Here is a 25,400-nt window from a genome sequence, read left to right on the forward strand (position 1 = left end):
AAGGAGGGTTTTGTGAGCAGATGCAATGAACTTAGAGATAGATATCAAACACATTTAAAACTGAGTAAAAAATATAGGGCATTTATCAAAACCAAACCCTATACCTCTGAGTTCTATTATAATAGAACTTCTTTAAGCCTAAAACAACTTAAATTGTTAGCTTCAATGGCTTCTTTTATGACACTGTATATAACTTCTACTTTGAGCCAAAGATCACTGTAAATAATTTTGTGTCGGCATTGAAATTTTTTTACCCGTTAATAAATTACAGTCCCATAAATAAACGAAGGCTCAGCTAAAAATAAAACATTGTTCAGTTTCTGTTCATCTTAAGTTGCTAAAAACCTTAGCTATGAAACAGATTAATATTCCATTTACACAGAAAAAAATAAGTTTTATTCAATGGCTCTTGTCTTGGGGCGTTTTATTTTTAATTGGTAGTTTTTGTACCGAATATGTTTTAAAGAATCGCTGGGGGTTTTCACTCTCTATGTATTGGCTTTATTTTATTGGTACTGTCGGGTTAATCTCCTATGAGTTTATCCGCCGTGAGCCTTCTATTATTATTGCCAATATTTATGCTGCTGTCCTTTGGTTGTTGCATGCCTTTCTTTATACAACTATTCTTATGCAATATGTTTCTGGTCATTATGAAGCTTTAAAAGTTTTGTATGTTTTAACCATCATAGAAATTATTATTGTCAGTGTATTTTTAGTCACCAAAATCTTAGTAGGTGAGATAAAATCTAAAGATATAAATAATTTAGAGTAGTTTTATAGTTTAAATTTTAAGCATGCATTAGCTTGGTTTTATGATTAAAAACAGTGATCCGTATTTTAAAGCTATGGAATATGTGCATGCGCATCACTCAAGCTGTTATTACCAAAAATTACGGCTTGGGTGCCGGTGCCATGCCTGATCATGAATTTAAGAATATCCTGTAAACCTTCATTGGCACAATACAACAATCAACAAAGATCTTTTTTTGAAAAACATGCTCTTATAAGTTTATTAAAAACTAGATCTAAACAGAGTACATGTTTCAAATGCTTATTTTAATTGATCAGAAATCACTGCCCCAAATAAACTGGGGAAGCCAATGATAATCACTCTTTTTAGAGCAATCAGAGGCTGATCCAAAGGCAGCTTATCAATTAAAAATAAAACGCATATTACTGAACTTAAACAAATAATATAGGTGGCAAAGATCCGTTTAAAAAACTCTATCACATGACCTTTTAAGCGAAAACGATAAAAATTGTAGTAAATAAACCCGGTAATCACAAAAACCGAGACCAACAATAAACTTAAAACTTTTTCGCTTTTTAACTGAATGCTTAAATTCCAAACTTCCTCAGTAAAACAAAGTGAAAACGACACCAACAATGAACCCACAAAAATTTGCAAGATATCCCTAGGTTTAAGCTCTACCATCAATGGATTGATCACATATGATATGGGTTTGCCCGTGGCATCAAAAAAAGTGGTGACTTCTTTTAAATAACCATTGATGCGTTTTATTTCTGTTTGATGTTTGGACATAAAAAAATTCTACCGTGCTTTAAAGCATTTTATCCATTTAAAAGTTTGTTTTGTAATAAAAACCTAAGGCACCTTGATGCATGCCTGTGTTGTACTCTTTAAAAAGTTGCGTGTTATTCCATTGTTTTGCATTAACATTAATCTTTACCGTTCTTTCATCTGTTCTGATACTCATGGTGTAATGATAGCCTTCACCGTTTTTACTACTGATCATTGATCTTTCTTTTCTGATAATTTTTCCAATCAGAGGTTTTTTATCGCCAAAAGAAAACATACCATTGTAAAAAGTGACATACCCTATGGTTAGCATGGCTTGAATTGTACTGAATATGAGTCCTGTCATCAAACCCAAAAACAAGACTTGGCTTGGTTTGCGTTTTTTTTGTTTGACTTCTCTAAACAAAGCAAAAAGCAAAATTATAAAATTGCCAACAATCAAAATAGCTGCAAGATTGTTTACTGACCTGGCCAAAGGGGGTCCAACTTCTGTTTCAAACAGTACAATACTTATTAAAGTAACCAGTATTGTTAACGCTAAAAAGATTGCTTGATAAATAATCATTTTTTACCTTTATGTTTTTGCTTGGGATTTGTTACCGCATTATCCGCTAAGCTTAAACTAAAACAAACTTACAGCAAATAAAATGTTTATGTTTTCATTTCTTGCTTGATTGAATGATTAACAACAAATTTAGACATTGACTTTGCCATAATGACTTAGTATGTCATTTGTCTATGAAACAGTTCTTATGTAGATTTATTTTTTTTAATCTCAGTTTTTTTAGCTTGTTAACTTTTGCCCAAACAAGCACAGCATTTGTCAAAGGTCCCTTGCCCAGTAAAACATTTATTAATAACTTAGTGGGGACATATAAAATTGTTAAAACCGATGCCCAAGGTCAGTGTCCTTTAAACATAGATGATGAGTTCATTATCTCCTATACAACCGCTAACCATGGCCAAAAATCTTCTGTGGGTAAATTTACTGTTGAAGCGCATACAAGAGATACCTTTTATTTAGGAAAAAAAAATCTTCCCAACCTTAGTTCTGATCAGAGGGTGTCGACCGCTGTTCAAAGTACCGTTGATGAACAATCCTCCATACTCAGACGGCAAAAAACAGAATATCGCTCTGATGTAAATGCTTGGTTGAGAACAGTCCTAACTTTTGATGTTTCTTATGCACCCGGAGTTTATTTGCAAATTTGGCAAAACTCCAGTGTCTGCAACTCCTTTGAAAATGACATGCCAATTTGGAATGGTGGTTCTTCACAAAGGTTACCTGATAGTTGTACATTTATTGAAGATGAGAGTGACCTTATCCCAGCATCATTTTATTGCCTGGCAGTGAAACTTAATTTAGATAGCTTACATGCTGCTGAATAAAGCTTGGAACTCACTTAGGCATGTTTTTGGCTAAAAGTTGAATGCTGGTTATTTCTGATCGCCCATAAAAACGCATGGGTGGCCCCCAAAAACCTGTACCCGGATTAACATAAATTTGGGTTTGGCCATGTTGATACAAGCCTTTAAGATACGGTTGATCCAAAGCCACCAAAAACTGAAAGGGCCAAATTTGTCCATTATGGGTATGGCCTGATAACTGTAAATCTACTGCATGCTTTTCTGCTGCTCTGATTGACTTGGGTTGATGCGCCAGTAAAATATTAACTTTGTCTTGATGACACTGCTGCATGGCTAGTTCAAGGTTGGGGCCATGGCCTGGTAAAAAACTAGCCCCTGATTCATCATCTATACCTATCAAGTTAAAGCTATCTTCACCCTCAGTAATTTTCACTGATGTGTTGTGCAACGTTTGTATGTTTAAGCTTTGTAAATAGTCCATCCAAGCTTGCGCTCCCGCATAGTATTCATGATTACCGGTAACAAAATAAACTCCATGCTTGGCTGACAGTTGTTTTAGTCCTTGTGCTAAATGCGCCACATGCTCAAGCGGTGCATCAACCAAATCTCCAGTAATCACAATGAGGTCTGGCTTCTGGGCATTGCATAGATTAACCGTGTTTTTTATATACGCCTCTTGAATGATGTCTCCAATATGCAAGTCTGAAATTTGCACAATTTTAAAACCTGATAAATTTTTGGGTAATTTTGTCAGCGTGATATTTTGTGTTTTTATTTTAGGCCCTCGCTTAGCCTGCCAAAAAGAAAAAAGACTCACCACACTGGTTAAACCAATTGCCAAAATCATTTTAGTATAAGCATTGTTGATACTCATGTTTGCATCGTCTGCCGCAAACGACGGCAGAATAAAAACAAGATCAATCAGAATGAAACTGCACAATAAATAAAACATCATCCCCAGCCAACAATAGGCCAGATAGGCATGCACACTATGCAATACTTTGGGAATACGCCGGTACAGGCTAAGTCTACTTAATAAAGTTAAAAATAAAAAACCGATCAACACGCTCAAACTCCATTGCCAGACCAGAGATAACTTAGGTGCAAAAACCAGTTTCCAAAGCAAATAACAATGGATGCTTAACAAAGTGCTCATAAACACAACAACGATTGTTGGCAATCTTCTCTTCATCCATCTCCAGTTTCATATTCTTTTCTTTTCGTCTAATATATTCATCTAAAACCATTGCAGACCGTTTATGGCTTTATAACGATGTTTAAAAAATTATAAAATAAATAAATTATAATTTGACAAACATAAGTTGGTGAATTTACAATGCCCTTAGTGGTTGTTGCAACTTTTTGCTTTTTGCATAAGATTCTGTTTCATTACACGGCTTCTTACTCCACCCTACTCAACAGGTTGCCCATAACCAACTAACCTTTTTAAGGAGTGTGCCCCATGTCTAAAGACAAATTCCCAACTAAAGATGCCTATCAGGTCATGGAGCATAATCATCAGCTTAAAGAATTGGATAAGCTAGAGGATGCATTTTGGGATAACATTGATCAAGCCTTAGCAGATGAACTGTCTCCCACCACATTTGATGAAGAGATGTTGGTGGCGCATGACACCTACCACTCAACTTTTGCCAATATGGACCCTCCTGTCTCTCCTGCCATGTTGGCCATGCAGGAAACTTTATTGGCGGCCTTAGCCCTTCATCTCAATCCGCTTGCCCGATACATGAAAGCTTTATCCAAAGGCGAAGAGTCCACTGAAGTATTTGAAATCATAGAAATGATGATCTCTTCTCTGATTCCCAAATTAGAGGAAGCACAGTTGACCAAACATGCTGAAGAACTGATCTTTTTTAGATCGCTCATGTTTTTGATTTTGGGTGAATCTGATCAACACGCCATAGATCAACTTAAAAATATTATTTTAGAGGCCTATAAGGATATTCAAACAACATTTCAATTGGAGTATAGAGGTTACAGAAAAGCCATTGAAAACATAGTAGAATTTTATAGGGCTATGAAGCGAACACCCAGTATTCATGCTGAAGACATCCGTAGATTTTTTGGCATAGGCGTACCCTCAATTACTTGGGTTCGTAAAACCAAAAGCGAAGAACTCATTTCACTCAGTGGAATCAGCCAACAGAGCATGACAGAAATGAAAAAATTGGCCAATGTTTATCATTGCTTGCCCACTGGAGCACAAAGCATGCGCAGCAATTTTGGTAGAAGACAAAGTCTCAAACCTGAACCGTCTGTACCAACAAACACAACAACTCACAGTTTTGATGATGATCTTGAAGCCACCAAACCTGATATTTATGTTGATATTGCTGACTTCTAATTGATTCCCTAAAACCATTAATCTGGAATAGGTCCAAACATAGTCTCTGCTAGCATATACATGAGGATAATGATAACCATCATTCCAAAACCAGCCAATAGAGATAATGGCCAAGATTTTGCTGCTTTGTTTTTCAACTGGCTTTGTATTTCCTCTACACTTAAGTTTTTTGCTTTTAACTTTAGATGGTCCTTGTTGGCTTGATTGAGTAAAAAACCATTGCAAAATATTCCTAAAACAAGGGTTGCGCCTGTTGTCCTAATTGACGATAAAGAAAAATAAGCTTCAATAAACGGCAAGGCTGAAAAAATGCCCAACAAAGAAAAGTAAATAGGCCATTGTCGTCTAAACCCCAACCAAAACGGAAGCACTAAAATAGCGCCCCAATTGGCACTGATAGTCATGCTATTTTCATTTTCTTTGGCTTTATCATAAAATGACATCAGTTTATCTGAACCTTGGCCACAATACAGGGCAAAGGTTTCTCTATCTATCCATTGGCTGGTATCTTTGGGGTTAAACTTCATTGTTTGGTGCTTCCTTTAAACTAAATGTTTTTTTGCTACAAACTAACCAATCTCTTCCAACAGTTTTTGTGGGTGCTCCGCCGCTTTGCTGACTTTAATGGCTTTTTCTATTTTACCTTTTTCATCAATTAAAAATGTGCTGCGAATCACACCCATGACTTTTTTGCCATACATGTTTTTTTCACCAAAGGCACCAAAAGCCTTGGCCAGCTCATTGTCTTGATCCACCAATAAATGAAAGCCAAGGTCATATTTATCAATAAATTTCTGGTGGGATGCTTGTGAATCTTTGCTTACACCTAAAATGGTATAGCCTAATTTTTTATAGTCTTTGTACAACTGGGTAAAGCCTTGTGCTTCTTTGGTGCAGCCTGGCGTGCTGTCTTTGGGGTAAAAGTACAATAAAAGTTTTTTACCTTTAAATTGGCTTAAAGAAACCATTTCACCCTTTTCATTGGGCAATTTAAAATTTGGGGCTTTTTTTCCAACTTCTATCATTGCATACCTCGTTTTTTAGCTTTAATCTTAAAGACTTATCCTTAGACACCTTTACTACAGAAAGTACCCTGCATGCAACACATTGTCTCCCTTCGCTAAACTCGCACTTGCTTCCAAGGGCTTAAACAGCATAGTAACCGTGGATGCTATTTTTTTTCAATTTTTTTCTCCAAGTTTAGCCTTAATATGCTAATATGTTGCCCTGGCTTGGTTAACAAAAAAACACAATATACTTTAGTCTATTTGCATTAGCTTAGCAGTACATATATAGACGGCTGTTAACGTGTCCAAGGAGAAGAAGAATGGCAAAAAAGTTAAGTAAAAAAAAGTTAGAAGAATTTCGTAAAATCCTTTTAGAAAAAAAGAAAACGCTGGTGAATGAAGCTGTAGAAACCATGGGCGACCTAACTGAATCACAAGAGAATTATGCCGATATGACCGATCAAGCTTCTGCTGAAATGGATAGAAATTTTTTATTGCGCGTGCGTGATCGTGAACGCAAATTGATCATGAAAATCAACTCTGTTATTGCTAAAATTGATGATGGCACGTATGGAGTTTGCGATCTTTGTGGTGACCTTATTTCTGAAGCCCGTCTTTTAGCGCGTCCAGAAACCACGCAATGCATTGAGTGCAAAACCGATATGGAAGAAATGGAACGCAAAGCCAAAATGGTTGGTTAATTTTAACCTTTCAATTTTTCCAAGAGCCGTTGATTCACGGCTCTTTATCCACGCTTAGGCTTGGTAAATTTCCTTCAATTTTAAACCTGGCTTTTGACCATTGCTCTATTTCACTGTAGAACTTTGCGCATGAGCAAAATTAAAATTGCTGTGATTCCTGCTGCGGGTTTAGGCACGCGTTTTTTGCCGGCCACCAAACAAATACCCAAAGAACTTTTACCCATTGTCAACAGACCTGCCATTGAATATGTGGTGGATGAATTGGTTGAAAGCGGCATTGAAACCATTGTTTTTGTCTTGCATCCCAGTAAAATGGCCATTTTGGAGCATTTTAAAAAAAATGAACGGCTAGAAGCCGCTTTACAAACTCCAGATAAACAAGATCTTTTACATGCTGTCACGGCATACCAAAATAAAGTTAAGTTTGATTATGTGTTTCAGCATGAAGCCAAAGGTTTGGGACATGCTATTTTATGTGCAGAAGAAAAAATAAATGAGGATTATTTTGTGGTGGCGCTTCCTGATGATTTGGTTTTACACACTACACCTTGTCTTAAACAGCTGTTGCCTTGTTTTGAAAACTATCAATCCTCTGTTTTAGCCTTAGAGCATGTACCCATGGATAGAGTGCATCAGTATGGGATTGTTTCTGGGCAAGAAGTTGCACCACAAACCTTCAAAGTAGAGCATTTGGTAGAAAAGCCCAAAGCCGAGGATGCCCCCAGTCAAGAATCTGTCATTGGTCGTTATATTCTGCACAAAAATATTTTTAATTACATCAAAACCCAGCCCAAAGGTGCTTTGGGAGAAATTCAACTCACCGATGCATTATTAACTTTGGCCAAAGAGCAGGGCCTGTATGGTTATAGCTTTGCCGGCAAGCGCTTGGATACCGGTCAAGCGCATGGTTTTATTGAAGCAAACATCATGTATGCGCTTGAAGAAAACTCTGTTTACAAAGATAAAGTTAGAGCTATCTTAGAAGCAATACACGCAAACTTATAAAACTTTTTATGGCTGAGGATAACAATGCCGTATATGCAATAACTTCACTGCAAGCGGCGGATCAAGCGTTTCTTCGCTTGGTATTTCCATTAAATGTTGGCTAAGAAATACCATTTTATACTCATTCCACAAATAAAATGCCTTGGTATGCATCAAATCTTCATTAGAGGCAAAATAAATAAACACATCGCTGCCTGATAAACATTGCTTGTTTCTACGCGTATCCCCGGATAACCACATGGGTTGCGCCATTAAGCTTGTTTTATTTAAAACTGAAAATGATAAAATTTTACTTTCTACAAAATAAGAGCCTTGTTCTGTTTTTAAATGGTGAGGAACTTTAAAAATACTAAAAATTTTTTCTTCTACATCTGTAGCAAGCATTCCTTGTTCAACCATGCAACTCAAATAGGTTTCTGCGTCCCCATAACAATTATCATTCTCTTGAGCCAAGACTGATCCATGCCACATGAATAACATTTCTGCTGCCATAAACAGGAAAAATTTGTTTTTTATTTTTTTCATTAAAAATAACCCCTTACATCTTTTTTACTGCCATATTTAGTAGGGATTGGCAAATTCTTATTTTGCTTGAATGAATAGCAAAAACTAACTCTTAAAGCCATTGTGGGTTTTACACTGCGGCTTTTTTACGTCTTGACCTGGCCTGCATAATTGCATAGTCTTGCCAAAATCTATTGTATAGAAAGGGATGAAATGAAAAAATTAGTTTTAGTGTTATGTTTATGTTTATCAAGCCTAACCTTTGCGCAACAAGGGCTAAGCAACAATCTTGAGTTGACCAATTTGGTGATTAAACCGACCACCGAAGCGTTTGATGTTGAACAACTCAGTGCTTTTACCGGGACCTTTTATCCCAAAAACTGTGATGCCCGTAAGTTTTTTCCGCTTCAGTTCAGTGATGTCTTTTGGGCCACCGCTACCGATGGTGAAAACACTGCTGTAGGAATTGATATTTCTGGTGGTCAATATTTTTTGGGCAGTATTGAAATGGATGCCAAGTCTGTAACAACTTTGCCTAATCAAGGCCCCGGATCTTTAACCGGCGTCACTCAAACGGGGAAATATATTATTAAAACCAGTTTAAATGGTTCAACCTTGACTGTTTTTACCCGTAAAATGAGTGAAGATAACACCACCGTGTATAACTTAGATGAAAGTGGCAACAGCTTAACCGTCACCGTTAAAAACTCATTTAACCAAGTGACTGGAACTTGTCAGTATCAGCGCAGAGATTAATCACTGAATACCGTGTATTTGCTTTATCCAATTTTAAAGCCCAGCCTAAACATAGGCTGGGCTTTTTTGTTTACTTTAAAAAGCACTGGTCGCCCATGGCTGTTTTAAGGTATAAGCCTTTGGGTGACTCCTGTTGTTGACATTGCCTTAACGCTACCCTTGGATCAAACCTATACCTACAAAGTTCCAGAAGGTTTTTCTCCTCAGTTGGGACAAAGGGTATTGGTGCCTTTTCAAAACCGAACCTTAACCGGCTTTGTGTTTTCTTCCGTTAGACAAATGGATCCAGACCCAAACAACAGCAAACGTTATAAAAACATTCATTCTATTCTGGATCAACACGCTTTACTCAATGAAGAACAAATTGAACTGGTTCATTATTTGAGCCAATATTATGGCGCCTCTTTGGGTGAAAGCCTCAATACAGTTTTACCGCCGGGTTTATTGAAACAAAGCAAGCGCAAAATTGTGGTTGTTGCCCAAGAAAGTGCGCACACAGATACTAAGATCAATGCCGTTTGGCAAAACTTGTTTGGCCGCAGCACTTTAGATTATCAACATTTTTTACGGCAACACCCAAAAAGTCAAAGCCTTTTAAATAAACTGGCACAAGAGGGTTGGATACGTATTGAAAGTTTACTGCAAAACAGCACGGCCATTGAACATTACGAGAGTTATTATTCTTTATCTAAAAATGTAAGTGTTATTGGTCGTTTGGGAAAAAATCAAAAAAAGCTGCTTGATTTATTTTTGCATGACAATGTGATTATCAGTAAAAGTGACTTGGCTCACGTTGATCTTAAACTCACGCAAACCGCTAAGGACCTGGTAAAAAAAGGTATTTTGCTTGAAGAAAAAAGTTTAAAAGATCTTAACAGTCATGATGTTTTTTTACATGCGCCGCAACATACACTTAACCCTGAGCAACAGCATGCCGTTGAGCAAATTAACAAGGCTATTCTTGGTCAACAAGCACAAGAGTTTTTACTGTATGGTCCAACAGGCAGCGGTAAAACTGAGGTTTATTTAAACTGTGCTCAAACTGCATTAAGCCAAGGAAAAACCGTTTTGGCTTTGGTGCCTGAAATTGCCTTAACCCCACAGTTTATTGGCAGATTCAGAGCCCGCTTTGCCGATCAAGTGGCCGTCTTGCACAGTGCGCTTAATGCCAGTGAACGTTTAACCCAATGGCAAAGAATAGTGCAAGGTGAGGCCAAGGTTGTGATTGGTGCGCGCAGCGCTATTTTTTCACCCTTAAAAAACATAGGTTTGCTCATCTTGGATGAAGAACATGACAGTTCTTACAAGCAACATGAAGGTTTAAAATACCACTGTAAACATTTGGCACAAGTAAGGACACAAAAACAGCACGCTGTTTTGCTTTTAGGTTCAGCCACCCCCAGCATGGAAAGTTATTTTACCAGTACATTAGATCAATCAAAGTGCTTAACTTTATTAAACCGTGCGCATAAACACAGTCAGTTGGCAGACACAGAAATTGTTAACATCAAACAGGAGTTTAAAAGCTTTGCTGAAAAAGGTTTAATTTCAGAAAAATTAAAACATGCCTTACAAGAAACCTTAGAAAAAGGACAGCAGTCCGTTGTTTTCCTGAACCGCCGTGGTTTTGCCCCTATTATTTTATGCACCAGCTGTGGTGAAAGCCAAAAATGCCCGCATTGCAGTGTGGCCTTGACCTATCATAAAAGCAGTCAAAGTTACGAATGTCATTACTGTGGTTTTTCTAAACCCAAACAAAGCCGCTGCGGCCACTGCCAGCAAGGCAAAGTCATTCATTTGGGTTTGGGAACAGAAGCCGTAGAGCAAGAATTAAAACGCTATTTCCCGGACGCTAATATTGCCCGTATGGATCGTGACATCTTAAAAAAGAAAAACGCGCATAAAGATCTTTTACAACAATTGGCCTATGGTCAAATTGATATCTTGGTGGGCACACAAATGGTGACCAAGGGCTTGGATATAGAAAACGTTACTTTGGTGGGTGTATTATTGGCTGATCAAAGTTTACATTTTCCAGATTTTAGAGCGGCTGAAACGACCTTTGCTTTGTTAACCCAAGTCATTGGCCGCAGTGGTCGTGGTCAATTTAAAGGCAAAGCCTTAATCCAAACCATGCAACCTGATCACTACGCCATCAAACATGCCATGCAGCAAGATTATGCTGCTTTTTATGCGCAAGAAATTCAATTCAGACAAGAGTTGGCTTATCCACCTTTTGAACAAATGGCTTTGTTTAATTTTAGCAGTAAAGATGAACGTTTGTGTCAACAAACAGCACAATGGCTGGCTAAGCAGGCCACAGCTTGGCAAAAAAACTTAAAACTTGAACTTTCATTTTTGGGTCCAGCACCCTCACCGCTAAAAAAAATTAAAGATGTGTATCGCTATCAGTTTTTGCTTAAAGGCAAAGATAAAACAATTTTGCATGACTTTGTATTAAAGCTGCATCATGCTGCTAAACAGGCTTTAGCCACAAATAAAAAGGTCAACATCCATATGGACATTGACCCCTATCATTTTTTATAAGTTTTTAAAGTTTAGCTGGTGTGTTGCTTACAGGAGTATTCAACAAACACGATATTGCTTTGATTTTCTCCCTTTAGCAAAGAATACAACGGCATTTTAAACTCAGAATAGTTAAAAATTAAACCATAGCGGCTACCGTGCTTAAACGAAATTGGATCAAATACCAACATGGAAGGGAAACTCTTGCTAACTTCACCCGATGTTATTAATTCACTGGGTAGAACAAACATACGGGTATACGGTCTAGGACATCGCTCTGGATCAGAAATAATATCAGTAGATAAAAAATTATCTAGATCACCGTTCAATTGTTCATTGCTCATACTCCCCAAATATTCAATGAGAAATATTCTACTGCTTCGAGTATACGCTACTTCATCAATACGATAGCCTTCTTTTAGCATAACCACTTGTTCTGAAATGGTCCGTTTAGCGTGCGCATTCATGCGTATTAAACTGTTATTATCCTGCTTCATATAAACTAGACCATCTTGCAGCATGCTCCAAAAATTAACATCCACATCTTCCACATCTATCTCTACGACCGATCTTGGATTGAATGTTTGCGCCCAAACACAGGTTGTAGCCAAAAACATGCTTAAAAAACTTAACTTAAACTTTTTATACTTCATAATCATTCCCCTTGATAAAGTTACCCCAAACTTATGCAAATATGGCATTTTTGTCAAAAACATATTTTGCCTAATTTTTAATGCTATCTAACTGGTTTTATAGGTTTTTCTAGGACTATTATTTTTTTGACAAGGCCTTATAAAGTCTGTTTTAAACAATACTTAGGAATTGATGACCTATTTTTTAAAAAAAAGGAGCCCTTATGCACAAGCGTTTTACCCTGCACAAATCTACCACACTTATTGATGTTCTTTGGCACCCTGATACTTTCAATCAGACGCAAAGTTTGTTGCGTCAGATCACCTTGATTGTCTTGGGTTCAGTCTTGATGGCAGCCAGTGCCTATGTAGAAATTCCTTTTTATCCAGTGCCCATTACCGGACAAACCTTTGCCGTGATTTTAATTTCTTTATGTTTTGGCAGCCGTTTGGCTTTTTTAAGTACTTTAACCTATTTGGCTGAAGGTGCCTTAGGCTTACCGGTTTTTGCTGGTGGGGCAGCAGGTTACATCCATTTATTTTCACCCTCAGGTGGGTATTTGTTTGGCTTCTTGGCCGCAGCTTTGGTCAGTGGTTTATTTGCCGAACAGGGTTATGATAAACACCCCATCAAATTGGCTTTGGCCATCACCTTGGGTCACGCCATTATTTTTGCCTTTGGCTTAGTGGGTTTAGGTTTGTACTTTGGTTTTGATCAGCCTCTGCTGACCTGGGGCTTGTATCCTTTTATTCCTGGTTTATGCGTAAAAACCTTGGCCATTTTGGCAGTACTCTCTCCCGCTTGGGCCTGGGTAAAACGTTTTAAATAAACGGTTCCAAAAGGTACCCTGTACCTTTTAGTAATATATAAAAGTCCAATGGATTGTTTTTTTCAAGCTGCAGATTTGCTTTTTCAAAAACGGCTGAGTCCGACTGGGGATGCTATTCTTGCCTCACGCAAAACTTTTGAAAAAGTAAATTTTAATCATGTTGCCTTATTTATTTCTGACTGTGAATTAATCCATGCCGTTGACCCTGGAGGTGTTGAGCGCATTAGTTTAATGGATCTGTTAAGTTCAGGACAAAACATACACGTGATGCGGATTAAAACCTTAAGCCAAGATGAAAAAAATAGGGTGATCAACAAAGCTTTGGCACAATTGGGAAAACCGTATGACTTGGCTTTTTGTGGAGCAACAGACGCCTTTTACTGCAGCAGCTTTATCCAGTTTTTATTTCCGCAATACTTTGATCTGCAGCCCATGACCTTTAAGGATAAACAAACACAAATGTTTCATCCGTATTGGCTTGAGCATTTTAAGAAAATTGGCCAGGCTATTCCTGAAGGCGCTTTAGGCACGCATCCCATGGGTTTATTTCATTCTGAATATTTATCTGAGGTTTCTTAACACCTTATAATCCATAACGCTGATGACACGCTTATTTTTATATGTGCTTGGCTGATTGGGCTTTAGCCCTCAAGATCTTGGCACAATAAAAAATAGTCCTTCAAAATTAATTATAGCAAATGTGTAAAGCTTATACCTCAAGAAAATTTCTTACTCTCGCTAGTCCTTGCTACGCTGCGGAGACGATCGTTTAAAGAAATTTTCTTGTGCTAATATCACTCACTTAAAAGATTTACCTTATCAGTACATTCAACGCTGCTTTTTAAAACTCAGGCTTTAATTTTTGGTAGGTCTGTTCTAAGGTTTCTGGTAACACGCGGGTTTCACCAATGATGGGCATAAAGTTGCTATCGCCCACCCAGCGTGGGACCAAATGATAATGCAGATGTTGCGGAATACCGGCGCCACCGGCTTTACCTATATTCATACCTATGTTGCAGCCATCCATGCTGCTTTTGTTTTGTAATGCTTTTAGACTTTGTCCCATAAAGTTTTGCATTTCCTGATGACAGGCTTGGGATAAATCCAAGTAGTCATCACCATGCTGATAGGGAATGACCATGATGTGCCCGCAGCTGTATGGAAATTTATTCAGAATAATCAAACTGTGTTCACCGCGATACAAAACCAAATTTTGTGCATCGTTATTGGCATCATCTTCAATGATGCCACAAAAAATGCAAGTGTGGTTTTTTTGTTTATGCGGATTGTTCTTGATAAAATCCAAACGCCACGGTGTAAATAAACGCTGCATGCTTTATGTTTACCGTATCTTTGTCTATTGATAAATAAAAAAACTTACTGATCTAGGCCATTGATATACTTTACGGCAATATTGGGCGATTGTTCATACTCAACCAGTTTTTTAATTAAAGTAAACCTTTCATCTATGCGTTCTAAAAAACTCATGTTTTGTTGACTGTGCTTTTGATAAGCATGATGCAATCTTGGATAATCTTTTTTTATCTTTTTTATATGTTGTTGAACAATGTGAGTAAGTGCTCTTTCTTCTATGCTGTAGAATTGATCATTAAATACACTAGCTTCATTGTCTTCCATAGAAAATCTTTCAATCATCACTTTGACTGTATGAATGCCAGTGTCTTTTAACTGTTGCGCTGAAGGTAATTTTTTCATTGCTAAGGGTTGTTCTAAACTATGTGTATCAGAAAAAATAATCGCGTTTTTAACTTTTGCTGATTGGGGGGTGTACAAACCTAAATCAACATGACTAGCATCAATCTTTTTTTCAATTTTGTTACAATACATACGTCGGTATTTTTCAATTAACATAATTGTTAACCCTTGAGTGATGTTTTTTTCATCATGATTTTGGCCAAAATGTACTTCCTCTTCTTTAAAAAGGTCTTTTCTCAAACTGAAAACTGTTTTTTCAGGTATAGTGGTTACTTCATTCAATACCCATTCATAAAAGTCTACTTTTTCTTGTCTCAAATCACTTTGAATATTGCTATCATCGTCCACTTGAAAAAAAACACCCGTACTTTCCAGTGTTTTTGCTCCTAAGGCTAAAAAAACATCGAGAGCGTGAGATTTTCCTGTTTCAACAATAAGTAATTCACCTGCACTAAGTTGTGTGATTGCATTTAAAATAGTCTGTTGATAATTTTGTGAACGTTCATCCATAATATGATCACAGTCTATACTGCTGGTATTGATAAAAAATTGATTTCCGTCTGTAAATACATTGAAGTGACTAAAAAATTGTTTTTTTGTTAACCAATTTAAATTGTTAATAAAATCTTTTGCAAAAAAGGGTAACTTAATTTCTTGATCTTCTGAGTTGAAAAAACTTTTAAGATGATTGTCTGGTAATAATAAATAATTTTTTTCTATGGGTATTACTTTTCTTTCTGCCATAAAAAAATTACTGTGAGCATATTGGTTTAGCCAATCATTAAGTTCTAAATTGCCTGCTTGGGTCAATTGTACAAAACATACAATATTAAAAAACAATACAACAAAAAAATTTTTATTATTCTTAAACATCACTACTTTATTTAACCTTTATTAATATTTAATTTTTATTATTTTCTTCTATAAGTTCTTGCCAGCGTTTTATGGTTTGATCAGCAACATTAAACACATGTTCTCTATACCACACTGGGCTATTGTAAGAGCGTATAGCTCTATCAATTTGTGACCTTGACTCTCCCCATCTAAGAGCCAGATAACGTCCCATCATAGGAATGATGTCCGTTAAACTGTTGGGGTCTATATTTTCTTCCGCTTTGAGTATACTGCGCAAAGTTGTGGGCATAAACTGGGCGGGTGTAAAGGCCCCCACCCATGAGCCATGTGTATCTAATACAACTTGCTCTTGCCACTGCATGCTGTGCGCTAGATTCAAAAAATCACGCAACTGCACTAAAGATTTGTTAGCTCTATTATTGGCTCTACTGATCCAGGTATTTTTATTCACAAATCTAGAACCGCTGATAAAAACTTTATCGGTTTGATTGTCAGTAAAATTATGCGCTAGATCTATGGCTGTATAGTATTGTTGCAAGACATGATCTCTAAACCTTTCATCTTGCATGGCAACCCAGCTGACCAAGGTAGCTAAAGTAGGAAATTTAACCACGCCATCATAACTACCAAAAAAAGTTTCAATATTAACAATACCGCCAATAAACTGCGCGTTGACACCACAATTTTGTTCCATATCTGATAAAGTGTAACAATATTCTTCTAAAAATTTTTCTGTTTGTTCAATGGATGTTTCTGATTGCAGACGCTCTAAGACTTTGGTTAAGCCGCGGTTTTCATCTTTAAATTTTGCGCCAATGCTTAAATCAATCCACACCGCATAGATTTGAAAATCTAAATTTTCCGTTTGGATCAAATCCACCCAAGCCAGGTCATAAATGTCATTGTTAGTTTGTCCTGCACTACCCGAGCGTTTCGTGCTTAAGCGTTCTCTCACACTGGCTAAGGCTTCTTCCCAAAGCTGTGGATCAATCTGAACATTCTCAGTCCATTGCATAAACTCAGGCTTACTTGAAGAAGTTTCCTGCGCCCAAGTATTTTGCACAGACAATAAACATACAAAAATATATAAAAAAGATCTCATTACCCTAGACATAAAGAATCTTTAGCGCAAGTGGTCAAAATCAACAAAACAAAAACGTTTATAGAGGTATAACTATTTTTTATACTATTTTTAAAATTAGATCTCTGTAGAAACTGTAATTAAAAAAGAAAAAGATTTCTAGCCACTTAGACAGTGGGCCGTAAAACGGCCCAAACTCGTGGTACGAAATTCTTTTTCTTTTAATTTAAAATTTCAACTTCAAGCGCATTTTCTAATATACGCTGTTTTTCTTCCAATGTTTTATTTGATAATTTAAAGTTGTTGATAACATAAGGTCTTTCATCTTCAGGTAGAATCTAATAAACGCCTAGTTAATTAGATTTTCTTGTAGGTGGATATTTTTTCATCAAATCCGCATTGGCATGATGACGCTGACGTAGTTGTCTGTGTCAGGAAGTTTTACCACGCCGGGGCTTTGGTTGTGATCTAGCTCTAATTTGACTTTGTCAGTTTGCACAACAGATAGTGCATCCAACAAATAGCGGGCATTAAAACCAATGGTCATTTCATCCCCATTAAATTCTGCCAAAATATCTTCTTCTGCTTCTCCCAGTTCTGGAGAGTTAGCCGATAAATGTAAGCCATTGGGCTTAAATTGCATTTTAACGCATTTGGATTTGCCTTCAGATAAAAGGGATACACGTTTTAAAGATTCTTTTAAATCGTTTTTTTGCACCATCACTGTTTTGCGATCCCCTTGTGGAATGACTTTGTTGTACTCAGGAAAATCACCCACCACCAATTTCATAAAAATAGTGTTGCTATCATTGCTAAATACACAGGTGGCAGGAGATACTGAAACATTGATATTATTTTCTTCACCTTCGATTAAAATTTTCTTTAATTCCATAATACCTTTGCGCGGCAGAATAATTTTCTTTTCCATTTGCATGGTCTCTTCACTGCTTAGAGGACTTTTGTACAAAGACAAGCGATGACCATCGGTGGCCACCATGTTTAAATTTTTATCTGGGCCAATTTCTAATAGAATGCCGTTAAGGTTAGCACGTACTTCATCTGTGCTCATGGCATAAGAAGTGTATTCAATGCCTTTAAGTAAGGTATCTTTATTGACTTTGTAAAAAGTAAAATCTGTTTTGCGTGGCATTTGTGGGAATTCACCAGCATCAATACTGGCTACTCTGAAATGAGCTTTACCACTGGTGATATTTAACCAACCATTGTCATCTTTTTCTAAAACAACGGTGTTGTTGGGTAATTGTTTAACAATATCAATTAAAGTATGAGCGGATGTGCATAATTTACCTGCAAGTTCTGTATTGACACTGCAGGAACTTTCTACAGATATTTCTAAGTCTGTACCGTAAACGGTCAAGGTATTGTCTTTCACATCCAACATGATGTTAGATAAAATAGGCATGGTGGTTTTTTTTTCAGTTACACTGACCACCGATTGCAATACTTTCATTAGATTTTGTTGTTCACAGGTCCATTTCATGGGCTTTATCCTTAAAGTTATATAAAAATTAACGGTTTAATCTAACTATGCTTATACGATTTGTTTTGCTTTTTGTAGTTTTATTTTCATTTGCAGAGAAGAAATTTATTTAAATTGTATTTACTCCTCTAAGGTTTAATTTCAGATGTTAAAAGAATATATATATTATATATATAAAGTTAATCATCATAGTAAGCGTTGTGGATAAGTACTTTTAATGGAATAAGTTTTTATAATTTAAGCTTTTTTTGTTTATTTTAAATGTGGATAAAGATGTGTTTTTTGTGATTGCTTAAGGGATAAGTAATTTTAGGTTTAACTTATCCATGGTTTATCCATAAGCTCTTAACAGCTTATCCACAAAAACTATCCACAAGATAAAGTGTTTTTTACTGCATGGCTTTGATATTGTTGATTTTTTAGAAACGTTTTTTTTTATTTAGCCTGGGGATAAACATAGAACTATTTTATAAAATATTAAATTTAAAAAATGTTAAATATAAGCTAAAAAATAAATTATTAAGCTAAAGTGCTTATAGATATTTAATTTTAGGGTCATTCTTCTGTAAGATATTGAAAAAATGAAAAATTATAAAATGCGTCAAAAACAATAACAAAAGCAAAGACTTAAATTAGAAAATAATAAAACTTAAAACCATTGAAAAACCAAGGACTTATCCACAGGTAAAAAAAAGTAAATTTTTATTCTCCGATAAGCTTGACGGCTTTGCTTGTTTTCTGGCTTAGTAAAAAGTTCCTATGGAGAAGACTTGGCAAAAAACAATTCATCATTTGCAAGAGCGTTTGCCTGCGCATGCTTTTAATACATGGATTAAACCGTTAAGTTATAAAAATACCCAAGATGGGCAAATTTTTGTTGAGGTGCCCAACACGTATTATCGTGATCGTTTACAAAGTACGTATTCTAGTATGATTAAAAAAACTTTGCGTGAATTCAGTCAAGATTTGAATATGGATGTTTCTTTTGTAGTTTCAAGCAACACACCTGTTTATAGTCAGAATCAATTACAAAAAATATCTCAGGAAAAAACCAGGCAAAAATTAAGCCAAAGTAAACAGCAAGAAGAAAAGACCAACCCCAACTATTCTTTATACCCACAATATACTTTTGATCAGTTTGTTGTGGGTACGGGCAACCAGTTTGCCCATGCTGCAGCCCAGTCAGTGGCCAGTCAGCCGGGTCAGCAATACAACCCGTTATTTTTATACGGCGGCGTAGGTTTAGGAAAAACCCACCTTTTGTGTGCTATTGGTCATCAAATCAAGCAAAACAATCCGGGTGCTAAAATTATTTACGAAACCTGTGAACAGTTTACCAATAGCATGATCAATGCCATTCGTTATCAAAAGACTGAGAACTTTAGAAACCGTTATCGTAAAAACTGCGATTTACTGTTGTTGGATGATATTCAATTTTTGTCCAAAAAAGAACGTACACAAGAAGAGTTTTTTCATACCTTTAATGTCTTACACCAGCAAAATATTCAAATTGTAGTGACTTCGGATGAGTTGCCTAAGAATATTCCAGACATAGATGAAAGGTTGCGCTCGCGCTTTGAGTGGGGTTTGATGTGTGATATTCAAGCGCCGGATTTGGAGACCAGGGTTGCTATTTTGGAAAAAAAGATCAGTGACTTGCACTTGGACGTGGATCAAGAGGTTTTGGTTTACTTGGCAGAAAAGTTTCAAAACAACATACGGGCTTTAGAAGGCGCTTTGACCAGACTCAGCGCGCAAGCCACTTTATCTAACTTAAATATTGATAAAGCCTTTGCGCAAAAAGTATTTTCAGATCATGTCAGTGCCAGCGTTATCACCCTTGAAAGCATTATGGACAAAGTGGCCAACTTTTTTATGCTTGGTGTGGCTGACTTAAAATCCAGCAGCCGCAAGAAAAACATTGCCCTACCCAGGCAAATGGCCATGTATTTGTGCCGCAAACATACCAGACACTCCTTTCCGGAGATTGGGCAAAAATTTGGTGGCAAAGACCACACCACCATTATGCACGCAGTAAAAAAAATAGAAGACTTGTGCAACAAACAAGACGACATGGCGCATACCTTGGCGGCGATTGAAAAAGGTTTAAAATAGTTATTGACACAACGCATATATTTTATTACATACTGTGTCACTATGAAAAATTACATTAAATTTTATATACTTGCTTTTACTTTAAATTCATTGAGTGCGTCTTATGCATAAAATAATGATTATGTAGATGAAAACTACATAAGGAAGCAAATTACAGAACAAGTTGAAAACATTGTTGCCTGTAACGGTAAAATTAAAAATAGAAGAAAAGTAGGGATGTTTTTTGCTAAACATAAATTTTTAATTCTTGGTGAAACCATTGCAGCGGTTTCCAACTTAGCCTATCAAGACCAGTATAGATCGCGCATTGATGTTGGACAGTATGTTGCTGTTTCTGCAGGTGGAGCGCTTGCGGGGGCTTTTGTAGACAAACTGTTTAACAGGCATAAAGGCGCACTTTATAACCAAACTACTGAGGAGCTAAGACAATTAAAAGTCCTGCGAGCCATGATTGCTGATGAGACAGAGTCTAGTTCAGACTTAATCAACGAACACATTGAATCATCTTTAGGTTACATTCAATACAATGAGGATTTGGTCACAAAACTATTTTCTCAAGATGAAAAACTTAACCCTTTAAATGTTTATAATTCAATGATATTGCCTAATATTGTGTGTAAAGATTCTTCTGGTCAAACTTGGTATTAATAAAAAGTACCCTATAATACTAAGTGAGCTAAAAGATTATGAAAAAAACCAACTTAATAGTTTGGTTTTTTTCTTTGTTTATAAAGCATTTGGACCAAAAGTTTACAGTAAGCAAATACGGTAAAATTTTTAAGGATACGTTAATGATTTGGCCACTTGGCTTTGAACCATAGGTATACAATCTATGTTTAACAATGCCACACATGATCAATCGGTTAAAATATCTCTATGAATCAAAATACAGTGTTAAAAAGGTTATAAAAGTTTCATGTTGTATATGCACAAGCTTCTGCTGAGCTACAATGTACAGTTTAATTGTTGCATTCGGGCTGGTCATTTCTTAACTGCAAAAGTTTGTTGCGTATAAATTCTTTAAAATCGTGCTCGGTATCATGTCTTGCCACATTTTTATTGATGGGGCAGTCATGGTAGAAATAAATTTTATCGTTATCTCTAACATTAATATACTCAATGCCCGTATATATCGTAAGGCAGCTGGTGCTTGTATCTGGCTCAAGTGAATATCTCAAAGAACTTAGGGTTTTTTTAAGAATTTGTAATTCATTGTTGTTCATAAAATTAAATATGAAACAATGCTCATTTGAACTGTTTATTTTTGAAACCTTGCCAGCTATAACTTTATTATTCAAATCCAAGTCTATGTCTGCGGCAGCGAGTGCTTGTTGATTAAGTTTGTCTAAATGATATTCTATCCAGGCAACGTTTTCTAGGTTTAGTGCTTGATTACTGTTGCCACAAGCGTGCATAAAAGCAGTACTCAAAGCTAAAATCGATAACAATATTCTTTTTTTCATATCTTACGTTCTTTCTATAAAATGACTGATGGAAACAGTTAAATTGAAGTTCTAGCAATAAGGTTTACTTAGAGTAAGGTTGATGAAGCCTTCTCCGTTATCATCAACATAAATAACACCTTCGGCAGCCGTGACGCCACCACCACCGCATCCGGGGCCAAAAGCAAGGTTTATCTGGTAATACCCTTTTTGAAGACTGTTGGCCAAGCTCATAAAGCTTGGAAGACTTGTGTGGTCAGGATGTTGAGTTATTTCAAAGTCAATTTCTCCATAATATGGATTTGATGCAGGTGTTCCGACATCACAGCTTGCATTATTTCCTGTGGCGCTGGCTTCCAAACATCTTTTAATATCCAAGTGAATGGTTTTATTGTCATTAAAGAAAGTAAGTGTTTGCTGGCTATCCATTTCATTATTGTTAATTTTAATACCTATGCCGGTGTTTGATCCACATGATGCTGTAATCAAGCAGGCCCCCAAAATGAAGTAATATGCATGTTTCATAACTCTACTTTAACAAGTCATAGTTTTTGAATGTGAAAAAGATGCTCAAAAATTAAAAAGTTTTTAACTTTTGTTAAAATAACAGCTCAGCATTCACACACAACATTATAAAAAATGCTACTGAGGAACCTTCAGGGTTCTGCTCCATGCTTCTAAAGGTATAAATTAAGTTGATATAAGGATTGACAATTGTTGTGTAATATGGTTTTTAATGGGCCTGTTTCGTATTTGATTTTGCAGTTTTGAAAAAACTGAAGAAAAAACAGATTAATTTTAGGGATTTAAAGAGTTTAATAAACAAGGAAGAGTTGTAGTATGTCTAAAAGAACCTATCAGCCCAGTAACTTAAAACGTAAAAGAAAACATGGTTTCCGTGAACGCATGAGCACCAAAGCCGGCCGCGCTATTTTAAATGCACGTCGTCGTAAAGGTAGAAAAAGATTAGTTGTCAGTATCGCTAGCAAGTAATTGGATGATCTAGCGTCATGTTTGCCCAAAAGCATGATTTTCCAAAAAAGCAGCGGATAGCAGATAAAAAAGATTTTGCCCTGTCCAAAGCTGTAGGAAAACGTTTTTATCAGCAGCATTTGTTTTTATCTAAATCTGAAAACTCTTGTGGCTTTGCACGTTTGGCTGTGGTGGCCAGTAGAAAAACGGGCAATGCAGTTTTAAGAAACCAATGGAAAAGACAAATCAGAGAAGTATTTAGGCACGGTAATCTACAAGCTGGGGACTATGTGGTCATTTTAAAACCAAGCATTAAACAGCAAAGCAAAACAACGGTTGTCCAGCAAGTTAAACAGCTGTTTGTCCAGCATTCTGCAGATAAGGATAATTAAAGCGATGATACAGGCTGGCATGGTTGGAGTACTTAAAGTTTTGTTGAAACTTTACAAGCTTTTTTTATCACCTTTTTTAGGGACACGATGCCGTTTTCACCCAACGTGTTCTGTTTATTGTGTTGAGGCTATTGAAAAAAAAGGTTTAAGCTACGGCACTTTTTTAGCTTTAAAGCGTATCGTTCGTTGCAACCCTTGGTACAGCGGCAAAGACCATGTTTTAGAATAGATTAATTTTGGATTGAACGTAAAAGGTAAAAGAGAGAAGGATATCAATATGCAAAACCAAGAAAGTAAACCAGAAGGCCGTTTTTTCCTGGCCATGGCCATGACCTTTGGTTTTTTGTTTGTCTGGTACAATTATCTTGCGCCTAAACCGGCAAGCGCTATCAAAGAAAACGTTTCTAGTCAGCAAGATACATCAGTTGAAGATAAAAATACAAGCTTGCGTCAAAAGCAGGAAGTCACCAATAAAGTTGATACTGCCAAGCAAATGCCTGAACAAGATAAAAGCCTTGTTAACATTGCCACAAAACCTACAGCGCAACAATCAATCAAACCCGAACAAAAAACAGTTGAAACCAATAGTTTTGCTCTAAGTTTTAGCAATCAAGGCGGCGGTTTGTTTAAAGTTGTTTCAAAAGAACATATGAAAGTTAAAGGGGGTGAAGAGGGAGTTGTACTTTTGGCTGCAACCAAACATCATGCTTTACCACTGTCTTGGTTGTTTGACATCAATGGCCAAATTATTGACACAGGCAACATGCCTTTTAAGATGGTTTACAATGAAAGTGAAAAAACAGTTGAGTTTAATCAGCAGTTGGCTGCAGACCTGTCTTTGAGCAAAACTTTTTCTTGGCAAGAAGAGAGTCATTTGATTGGACATGCAATAAAAATTAATAACACAGGATCTAAACCCTATACCATTAAACCCATCATAGAATTGGCAGCGCAAGAAGCTGTGCAGACAGAAAAAAAACGCAGTTTCTTTTTTGCACCACAACTGAACCAGCTTAGCGGTTTGGCGGACATTGGTGATGATGTTTCACGTTGGCCAGTGAGTAAGTTTGGGACGGATGAAAAACCCACCAAAATTCCAACAGGAGGCATTGAGTGGTTTGGTTTTGATCAACAATACTTTTTGTTTTCAGCTTTACCTAAAGAAGGACGTTGGGAAAGCCTTAAAGTTGAAAAAGCTATTGGTGAAAATGAAGGTGTGATTTCTGCCCAATACCCAAGTTGGAGTTTGGCAGCGGGCCAGCAAAAAAGTTATGCGATAGATATTTATGCTGGACCAAAAGATATTCATGTCTTGGAGCAAACCAAGCCTGGACTTGAACAAGCCATTGACTTGGGGTCTTGGTTGGGGCCTATTGCTAGACCCATTTTAAGGTTTTTAAAATTTTTACATGATTTTGTACCCAACTATGGGGTGGCCATTATTTTACTCACCGTACTTGTGCGTTTGTTGATGTTTCCGTTAACGCAAGTGCAAGCCAAGAGCATGAAAAAAATGTCTTTGCATAAACCACAAATGGATGCACTGAAAGAACAGTACAAAGATGACAGAGAAGCTTATTCTAGAGAATTGATGGGCTACATGCGTGAGCATAAAATTAACCCAGCATCGGGTTGTTTTTTGCTTATTTTACAAATGCCGGTGTTTTTTGCTTTATACCGAGTATTGTATAACTCTATTGAACTAAGACACGCGCCATTTTTTGGTTGGATAAACGATTTATCGGCGCATGATCCCTTATTTATTCTTCCTGTGCTTTTGGGTATCTCCATGTTTTTTCAACAAAAACTTACCCCAACAGCTGGGGTTGATCCTGCTCAACAACAAATAATGAAATTTATTCCACTGATATTTACAGTGTTCATGATCTTTTTACCGGCAGGTTTAAATTTATACATTTTGGTCAGTACCTTGTGGGGCGTAGGCCAACAGTACTGGATTCAAAAAGGAACAAAGGCTGTGACAGCCTAAGTTTTTAAAAGGAGAGAAAAAGAAAGAGATTATTTTATGAACGTTCGGCTGATCGGGCAAGAGCCCTCAAGGCCTTCACTTATCATAAAGAATAATCTCATT

The 25,400-nt window shown here is 36.6% G+C and carries 29 protein-coding genes; 15 read left to right on the forward strand and 14 right to left on the reverse strand.

The genetic code is table 11. The features are described from left to right. The first annotated feature begins 352 nt into the window (after positions 1-352). Positions 353-772 (forward strand): hypothetical protein, encoded by a 420-nt coding sequence (locus PKC21_06635; protein ID HMR25012.1) that lies wholly within the window; start codon positions 353-355, stop codon positions 770-772. A gap of 279 nt (positions 773-1,051) precedes the next feature. Here the strand turns inward: PKC21_06635 and PKC21_06640 are convergent, their stop codons facing one another. Both PKC21_06640 and PKC21_06645 read right to left on the reverse strand, forming a co-directional pair. Next, complete coding sequence (locus PKC21_06640; protein HMR25013.1) at positions 1,052-1,543, reverse strand: DUF2391 family protein; 492 nt, start codon at positions 1,541-1,543, stop codon at positions 1,052-1,054. A 37-nt stretch (positions 1,544-1,580) separates the two neighbouring features. Continuing rightward, on the reverse strand, positions 1,581-2,105 hold the full coding sequence (locus tag PKC21_06645) for a hypothetical protein (GenBank protein ID HMR25014.1): 525 nt from the start codon (positions 2,103-2,105) through the stop codon (positions 1,581-1,583). Positions 2,106-2,278: 173 nt separating this feature from the next. Between PKC21_06645 and PKC21_06650 the strand changes: the two genes are divergently transcribed. Continuing rightward, on the forward strand, positions 2,279-2,929 hold the full coding sequence (locus PKC21_06650) for a hypothetical protein (GenBank protein ID HMR25015.1): 651 nt from the start codon (positions 2,279-2,281) through the stop codon (positions 2,927-2,929). A 10-nt stretch (positions 2,930-2,939) separates the two neighbouring features. On the opposite strand, the gene PKC21_06655 is transcribed toward PKC21_06650, so the two are convergent. Next, the gene (locus PKC21_06655) at positions 2,940-3,974 is read right to left on the reverse strand and encodes a metallophosphoesterase (protein HMR25016.1); all 1,035 of its coding nucleotides are present in this window, start codon (positions 3,972-3,974) and stop codon (positions 2,940-2,942) included. A gap of 31 nt (positions 3,975-4,005) precedes the next feature. Further along, positions 4,006-4,155 (reverse strand): hypothetical protein, encoded by a 150-nt coding sequence (locus tag PKC21_06660; protein HMR25017.1) that lies wholly within the window; start codon positions 4,153-4,155, stop codon positions 4,006-4,008. Positions 4,156-4,370: 215 nt separating this feature from the next. Between PKC21_06660 and PKC21_06665 the strand changes: the two genes are divergently transcribed. Further along, entirely contained in the window at positions 4,371-5,273 is a 903-nt protein-coding gene (locus tag PKC21_06665; GenBank protein ID HMR25018.1) for a hypothetical protein, read from the forward strand. Positions 5,274-5,290: 17 nt separating this feature from the next. On the opposite strand, the gene PKC21_06670 is transcribed toward PKC21_06665, so the two are convergent. Next, positions 5,291-5,800 carry a DUF2628 domain-containing protein gene (locus tag PKC21_06670; GenBank protein HMR25019.1) on the reverse strand — a complete coding sequence of 170 codons (510 nt, stop codon included), beginning with the start codon at positions 5,798-5,800 and terminating at the stop codon, positions 5,291-5,293. A gap of 42 nt (positions 5,801-5,842) precedes the next feature. Beyond that, positions 5,843-6,298 (reverse strand): thioredoxin-dependent thiol peroxidase, encoded by a 456-nt coding sequence (gene bcp / locus PKC21_06675; GenBank protein HMR25020.1) that lies wholly within the window; start codon positions 6,296-6,298, stop codon positions 5,843-5,845. Between the two features lie 302 nt (positions 6,299-6,600). Between bcp and dksA the strand changes: the two genes are divergently transcribed. Together dksA and PKC21_06685 are read left to right on the forward strand one after the other, a co-directional pair. After that, on the forward strand, positions 6,601-6,981 hold the full coding sequence (gene dksA / locus PKC21_06680; protein ID HMR25021.1) for an RNA polymerase-binding protein DksA: 381 nt from the start codon (positions 6,601-6,603) through the stop codon (positions 6,979-6,981). Between the two features lie 129 nt (positions 6,982-7,110). Beyond that, positions 7,111-7,986, forward strand: a complete 876-nt coding sequence (locus PKC21_06685; protein ID HMR25022.1) for a UTP--glucose-1-phosphate uridylyltransferase — start codon at positions 7,111-7,113, stop codon at positions 7,984-7,986. Positions 7,987-7,992: 6 nt separating this feature from the next. Here the strand turns inward: PKC21_06685 and PKC21_06690 are convergent, their stop codons facing one another. Then, on the reverse strand, positions 7,993-8,511 hold the full coding sequence (locus tag PKC21_06690) for a hypothetical protein (GenBank protein ID HMR25023.1): 519 nt from the start codon (positions 8,509-8,511) through the stop codon (positions 7,993-7,995). Between the two features lie 192 nt (positions 8,512-8,703). Between PKC21_06690 and PKC21_06695 the strand changes: the two genes are divergently transcribed. Together PKC21_06695 and priA are read left to right on the forward strand one after the other, a co-directional pair. Then, a complete protein-coding gene (locus PKC21_06695) occupies positions 8,704-9,246 on the forward strand; it encodes a hypothetical protein (GenBank protein ID HMR25024.1) in 543 nt (180 codons plus the stop codon). Positions 9,247-9,369: 123 nt separating this feature from the next. Then, a complete protein-coding gene (priA, locus tag PKC21_06700; protein HMR25025.1) occupies positions 9,370-11,793 on the forward strand; it encodes a primosomal protein N' in 2,424 nt (807 codons plus the stop codon). Positions 11,794-11,804: 11 nt separating this feature from the next. Here priA and PKC21_06705 read toward each other — a convergent pair whose 3' ends face one another. Then, a complete protein-coding gene (locus PKC21_06705) occupies positions 11,805-12,425 on the reverse strand; it encodes a hypothetical protein (GenBank protein ID HMR25026.1) in 621 nt (206 codons plus the stop codon). Between the two features lie 203 nt (positions 12,426-12,628). Here PKC21_06705 and PKC21_06710 point away from each other — a divergent pair, with 203 nt between their 5' ends. Then, positions 12,629-13,234 carry a biotin transporter BioY gene (locus tag PKC21_06710; GenBank protein ID HMR25027.1) on the forward strand — a complete coding sequence of 202 codons (606 nt, stop codon included), beginning with the start codon at positions 12,629-12,631 and terminating at the stop codon, positions 13,232-13,234. A 48-nt stretch (positions 13,235-13,282) separates the two neighbouring features. Then, on the forward strand, positions 13,283-13,813 hold the full coding sequence (locus PKC21_06715) for a YiiX/YebB-like N1pC/P60 family cysteine hydrolase (protein ID HMR25028.1): 531 nt from the start codon (positions 13,283-13,285) through the stop codon (positions 13,811-13,813). A 262-nt stretch (positions 13,814-14,075) separates the two neighbouring features. Here PKC21_06715 and PKC21_06720 read toward each other — a convergent pair whose 3' ends face one another. From PKC21_06720 to dnaN, 4 genes are all read right to left on the reverse strand, one after another. Continuing rightward, positions 14,076-14,567, reverse strand: coding sequence for an HIT domain-containing protein (locus tag PKC21_06720; protein HMR25029.1), 492 nt, complete (start codon positions 14,565-14,567; stop codon positions 14,076-14,078). A 44-nt stretch (positions 14,568-14,611) separates the two neighbouring features. After that, positions 14,612-15,823, reverse strand: a complete 1,212-nt coding sequence (locus PKC21_06725; protein HMR25030.1) for a hypothetical protein — start codon at positions 15,821-15,823, stop codon at positions 14,612-14,614. Positions 15,824-15,851: 28 nt separating this feature from the next. Then, positions 15,852-16,907: a lytic murein transglycosylase gene (locus PKC21_06730; protein ID HMR25031.1), complete on the reverse strand. Its 1,056-nt coding sequence runs from the start codon at positions 16,905-16,907 to the stop codon at positions 15,852-15,854. Between the two features lie 367 nt (positions 16,908-17,274). Next, the gene (gene dnaN, locus PKC21_06735) at positions 17,275-18,387 is read right to left on the reverse strand and encodes a DNA polymerase III subunit beta (protein HMR25032.1); all 1,113 of its coding nucleotides are present in this window, start codon (positions 18,385-18,387) and stop codon (positions 17,275-17,277) included. A gap of 759 nt (positions 18,388-19,146) precedes the next feature. Here dnaN and dnaA point away from each other — a divergent pair. Beyond that, a complete protein-coding gene (gene dnaA, locus PKC21_06740) occupies positions 19,147-20,502 on the forward strand; it encodes a chromosomal replication initiator protein DnaA (GenBank protein ID HMR25033.1) in 1,356 nt (451 codons plus the stop codon). A 216-nt stretch (positions 20,503-20,718) separates the two neighbouring features. After that, positions 20,719-21,150 (forward strand): hypothetical protein, encoded by a 432-nt coding sequence (locus PKC21_06745; protein HMR25034.1) that lies wholly within the window; start codon positions 20,719-20,721, stop codon positions 21,148-21,150. Between the two features lie 311 nt (positions 21,151-21,461). On the opposite strand, the gene PKC21_06750 is transcribed toward PKC21_06745, so the two are convergent. Continuing rightward, on the reverse strand, positions 21,462-21,965 hold the full coding sequence (locus PKC21_06750; protein HMR25035.1) for a hypothetical protein: 504 nt from the start codon (positions 21,963-21,965) through the stop codon (positions 21,462-21,464). Positions 21,966-22,016: 51 nt separating this feature from the next. Beyond that, entirely contained in the window at positions 22,017-22,433 is a 417-nt protein-coding gene (locus PKC21_06755) for a hypothetical protein (protein ID HMR25036.1), read from the reverse strand. Positions 22,434-22,784: 351 nt separating this feature from the next. Here PKC21_06755 and rpmH point away from each other — a divergent pair, with 351 nt between their 5' ends. Genes rpmH through yidC form a run of 4 tightly spaced genes read left to right on the forward strand, consistent with a single transcriptional unit; the run spans position 22,785 to position 25,298 of the window. After that, positions 22,785-22,937, forward strand: a complete 153-nt coding sequence (gene rpmH, locus PKC21_06760) for a 50S ribosomal protein L34 (protein HMR25037.1) — start codon at positions 22,785-22,787, stop codon at positions 22,935-22,937. Between the two features lie 17 nt (positions 22,938-22,954). Continuing rightward, entirely contained in the window at positions 22,955-23,308 is a 354-nt protein-coding gene (gene rnpA / locus PKC21_06765; GenBank protein ID HMR25038.1) for a ribonuclease P protein component, read from the forward strand. A gap of 19 nt (positions 23,309-23,327) precedes the next feature. Beyond that, on the forward strand, positions 23,328-23,537 hold the full coding sequence (gene yidD, locus PKC21_06770) for a membrane protein insertion efficiency factor YidD (GenBank protein HMR25039.1): 210 nt from the start codon (positions 23,328-23,330) through the stop codon (positions 23,535-23,537). Between the two features lie 48 nt (positions 23,538-23,585). Then, on the forward strand, positions 23,586-25,298 hold the full coding sequence (gene yidC, locus PKC21_06775) for a membrane protein insertase YidC (protein ID HMR25040.1): 1,713 nt from the start codon (positions 23,586-23,588) through the stop codon (positions 25,296-25,298). The last annotated feature ends 102 nt before the right edge of the window (positions 25,299-25,400 follow it).

The sequence above is a fragment of the Oligoflexia bacterium genome (assembly GCA_035326705.1).
In the GTDB taxonomy this organism is placed as follows: Bacteria; Bdellovibrionota_G; JALEGL01; order JALEGL01; family JALEGL01; genus JALEGL01.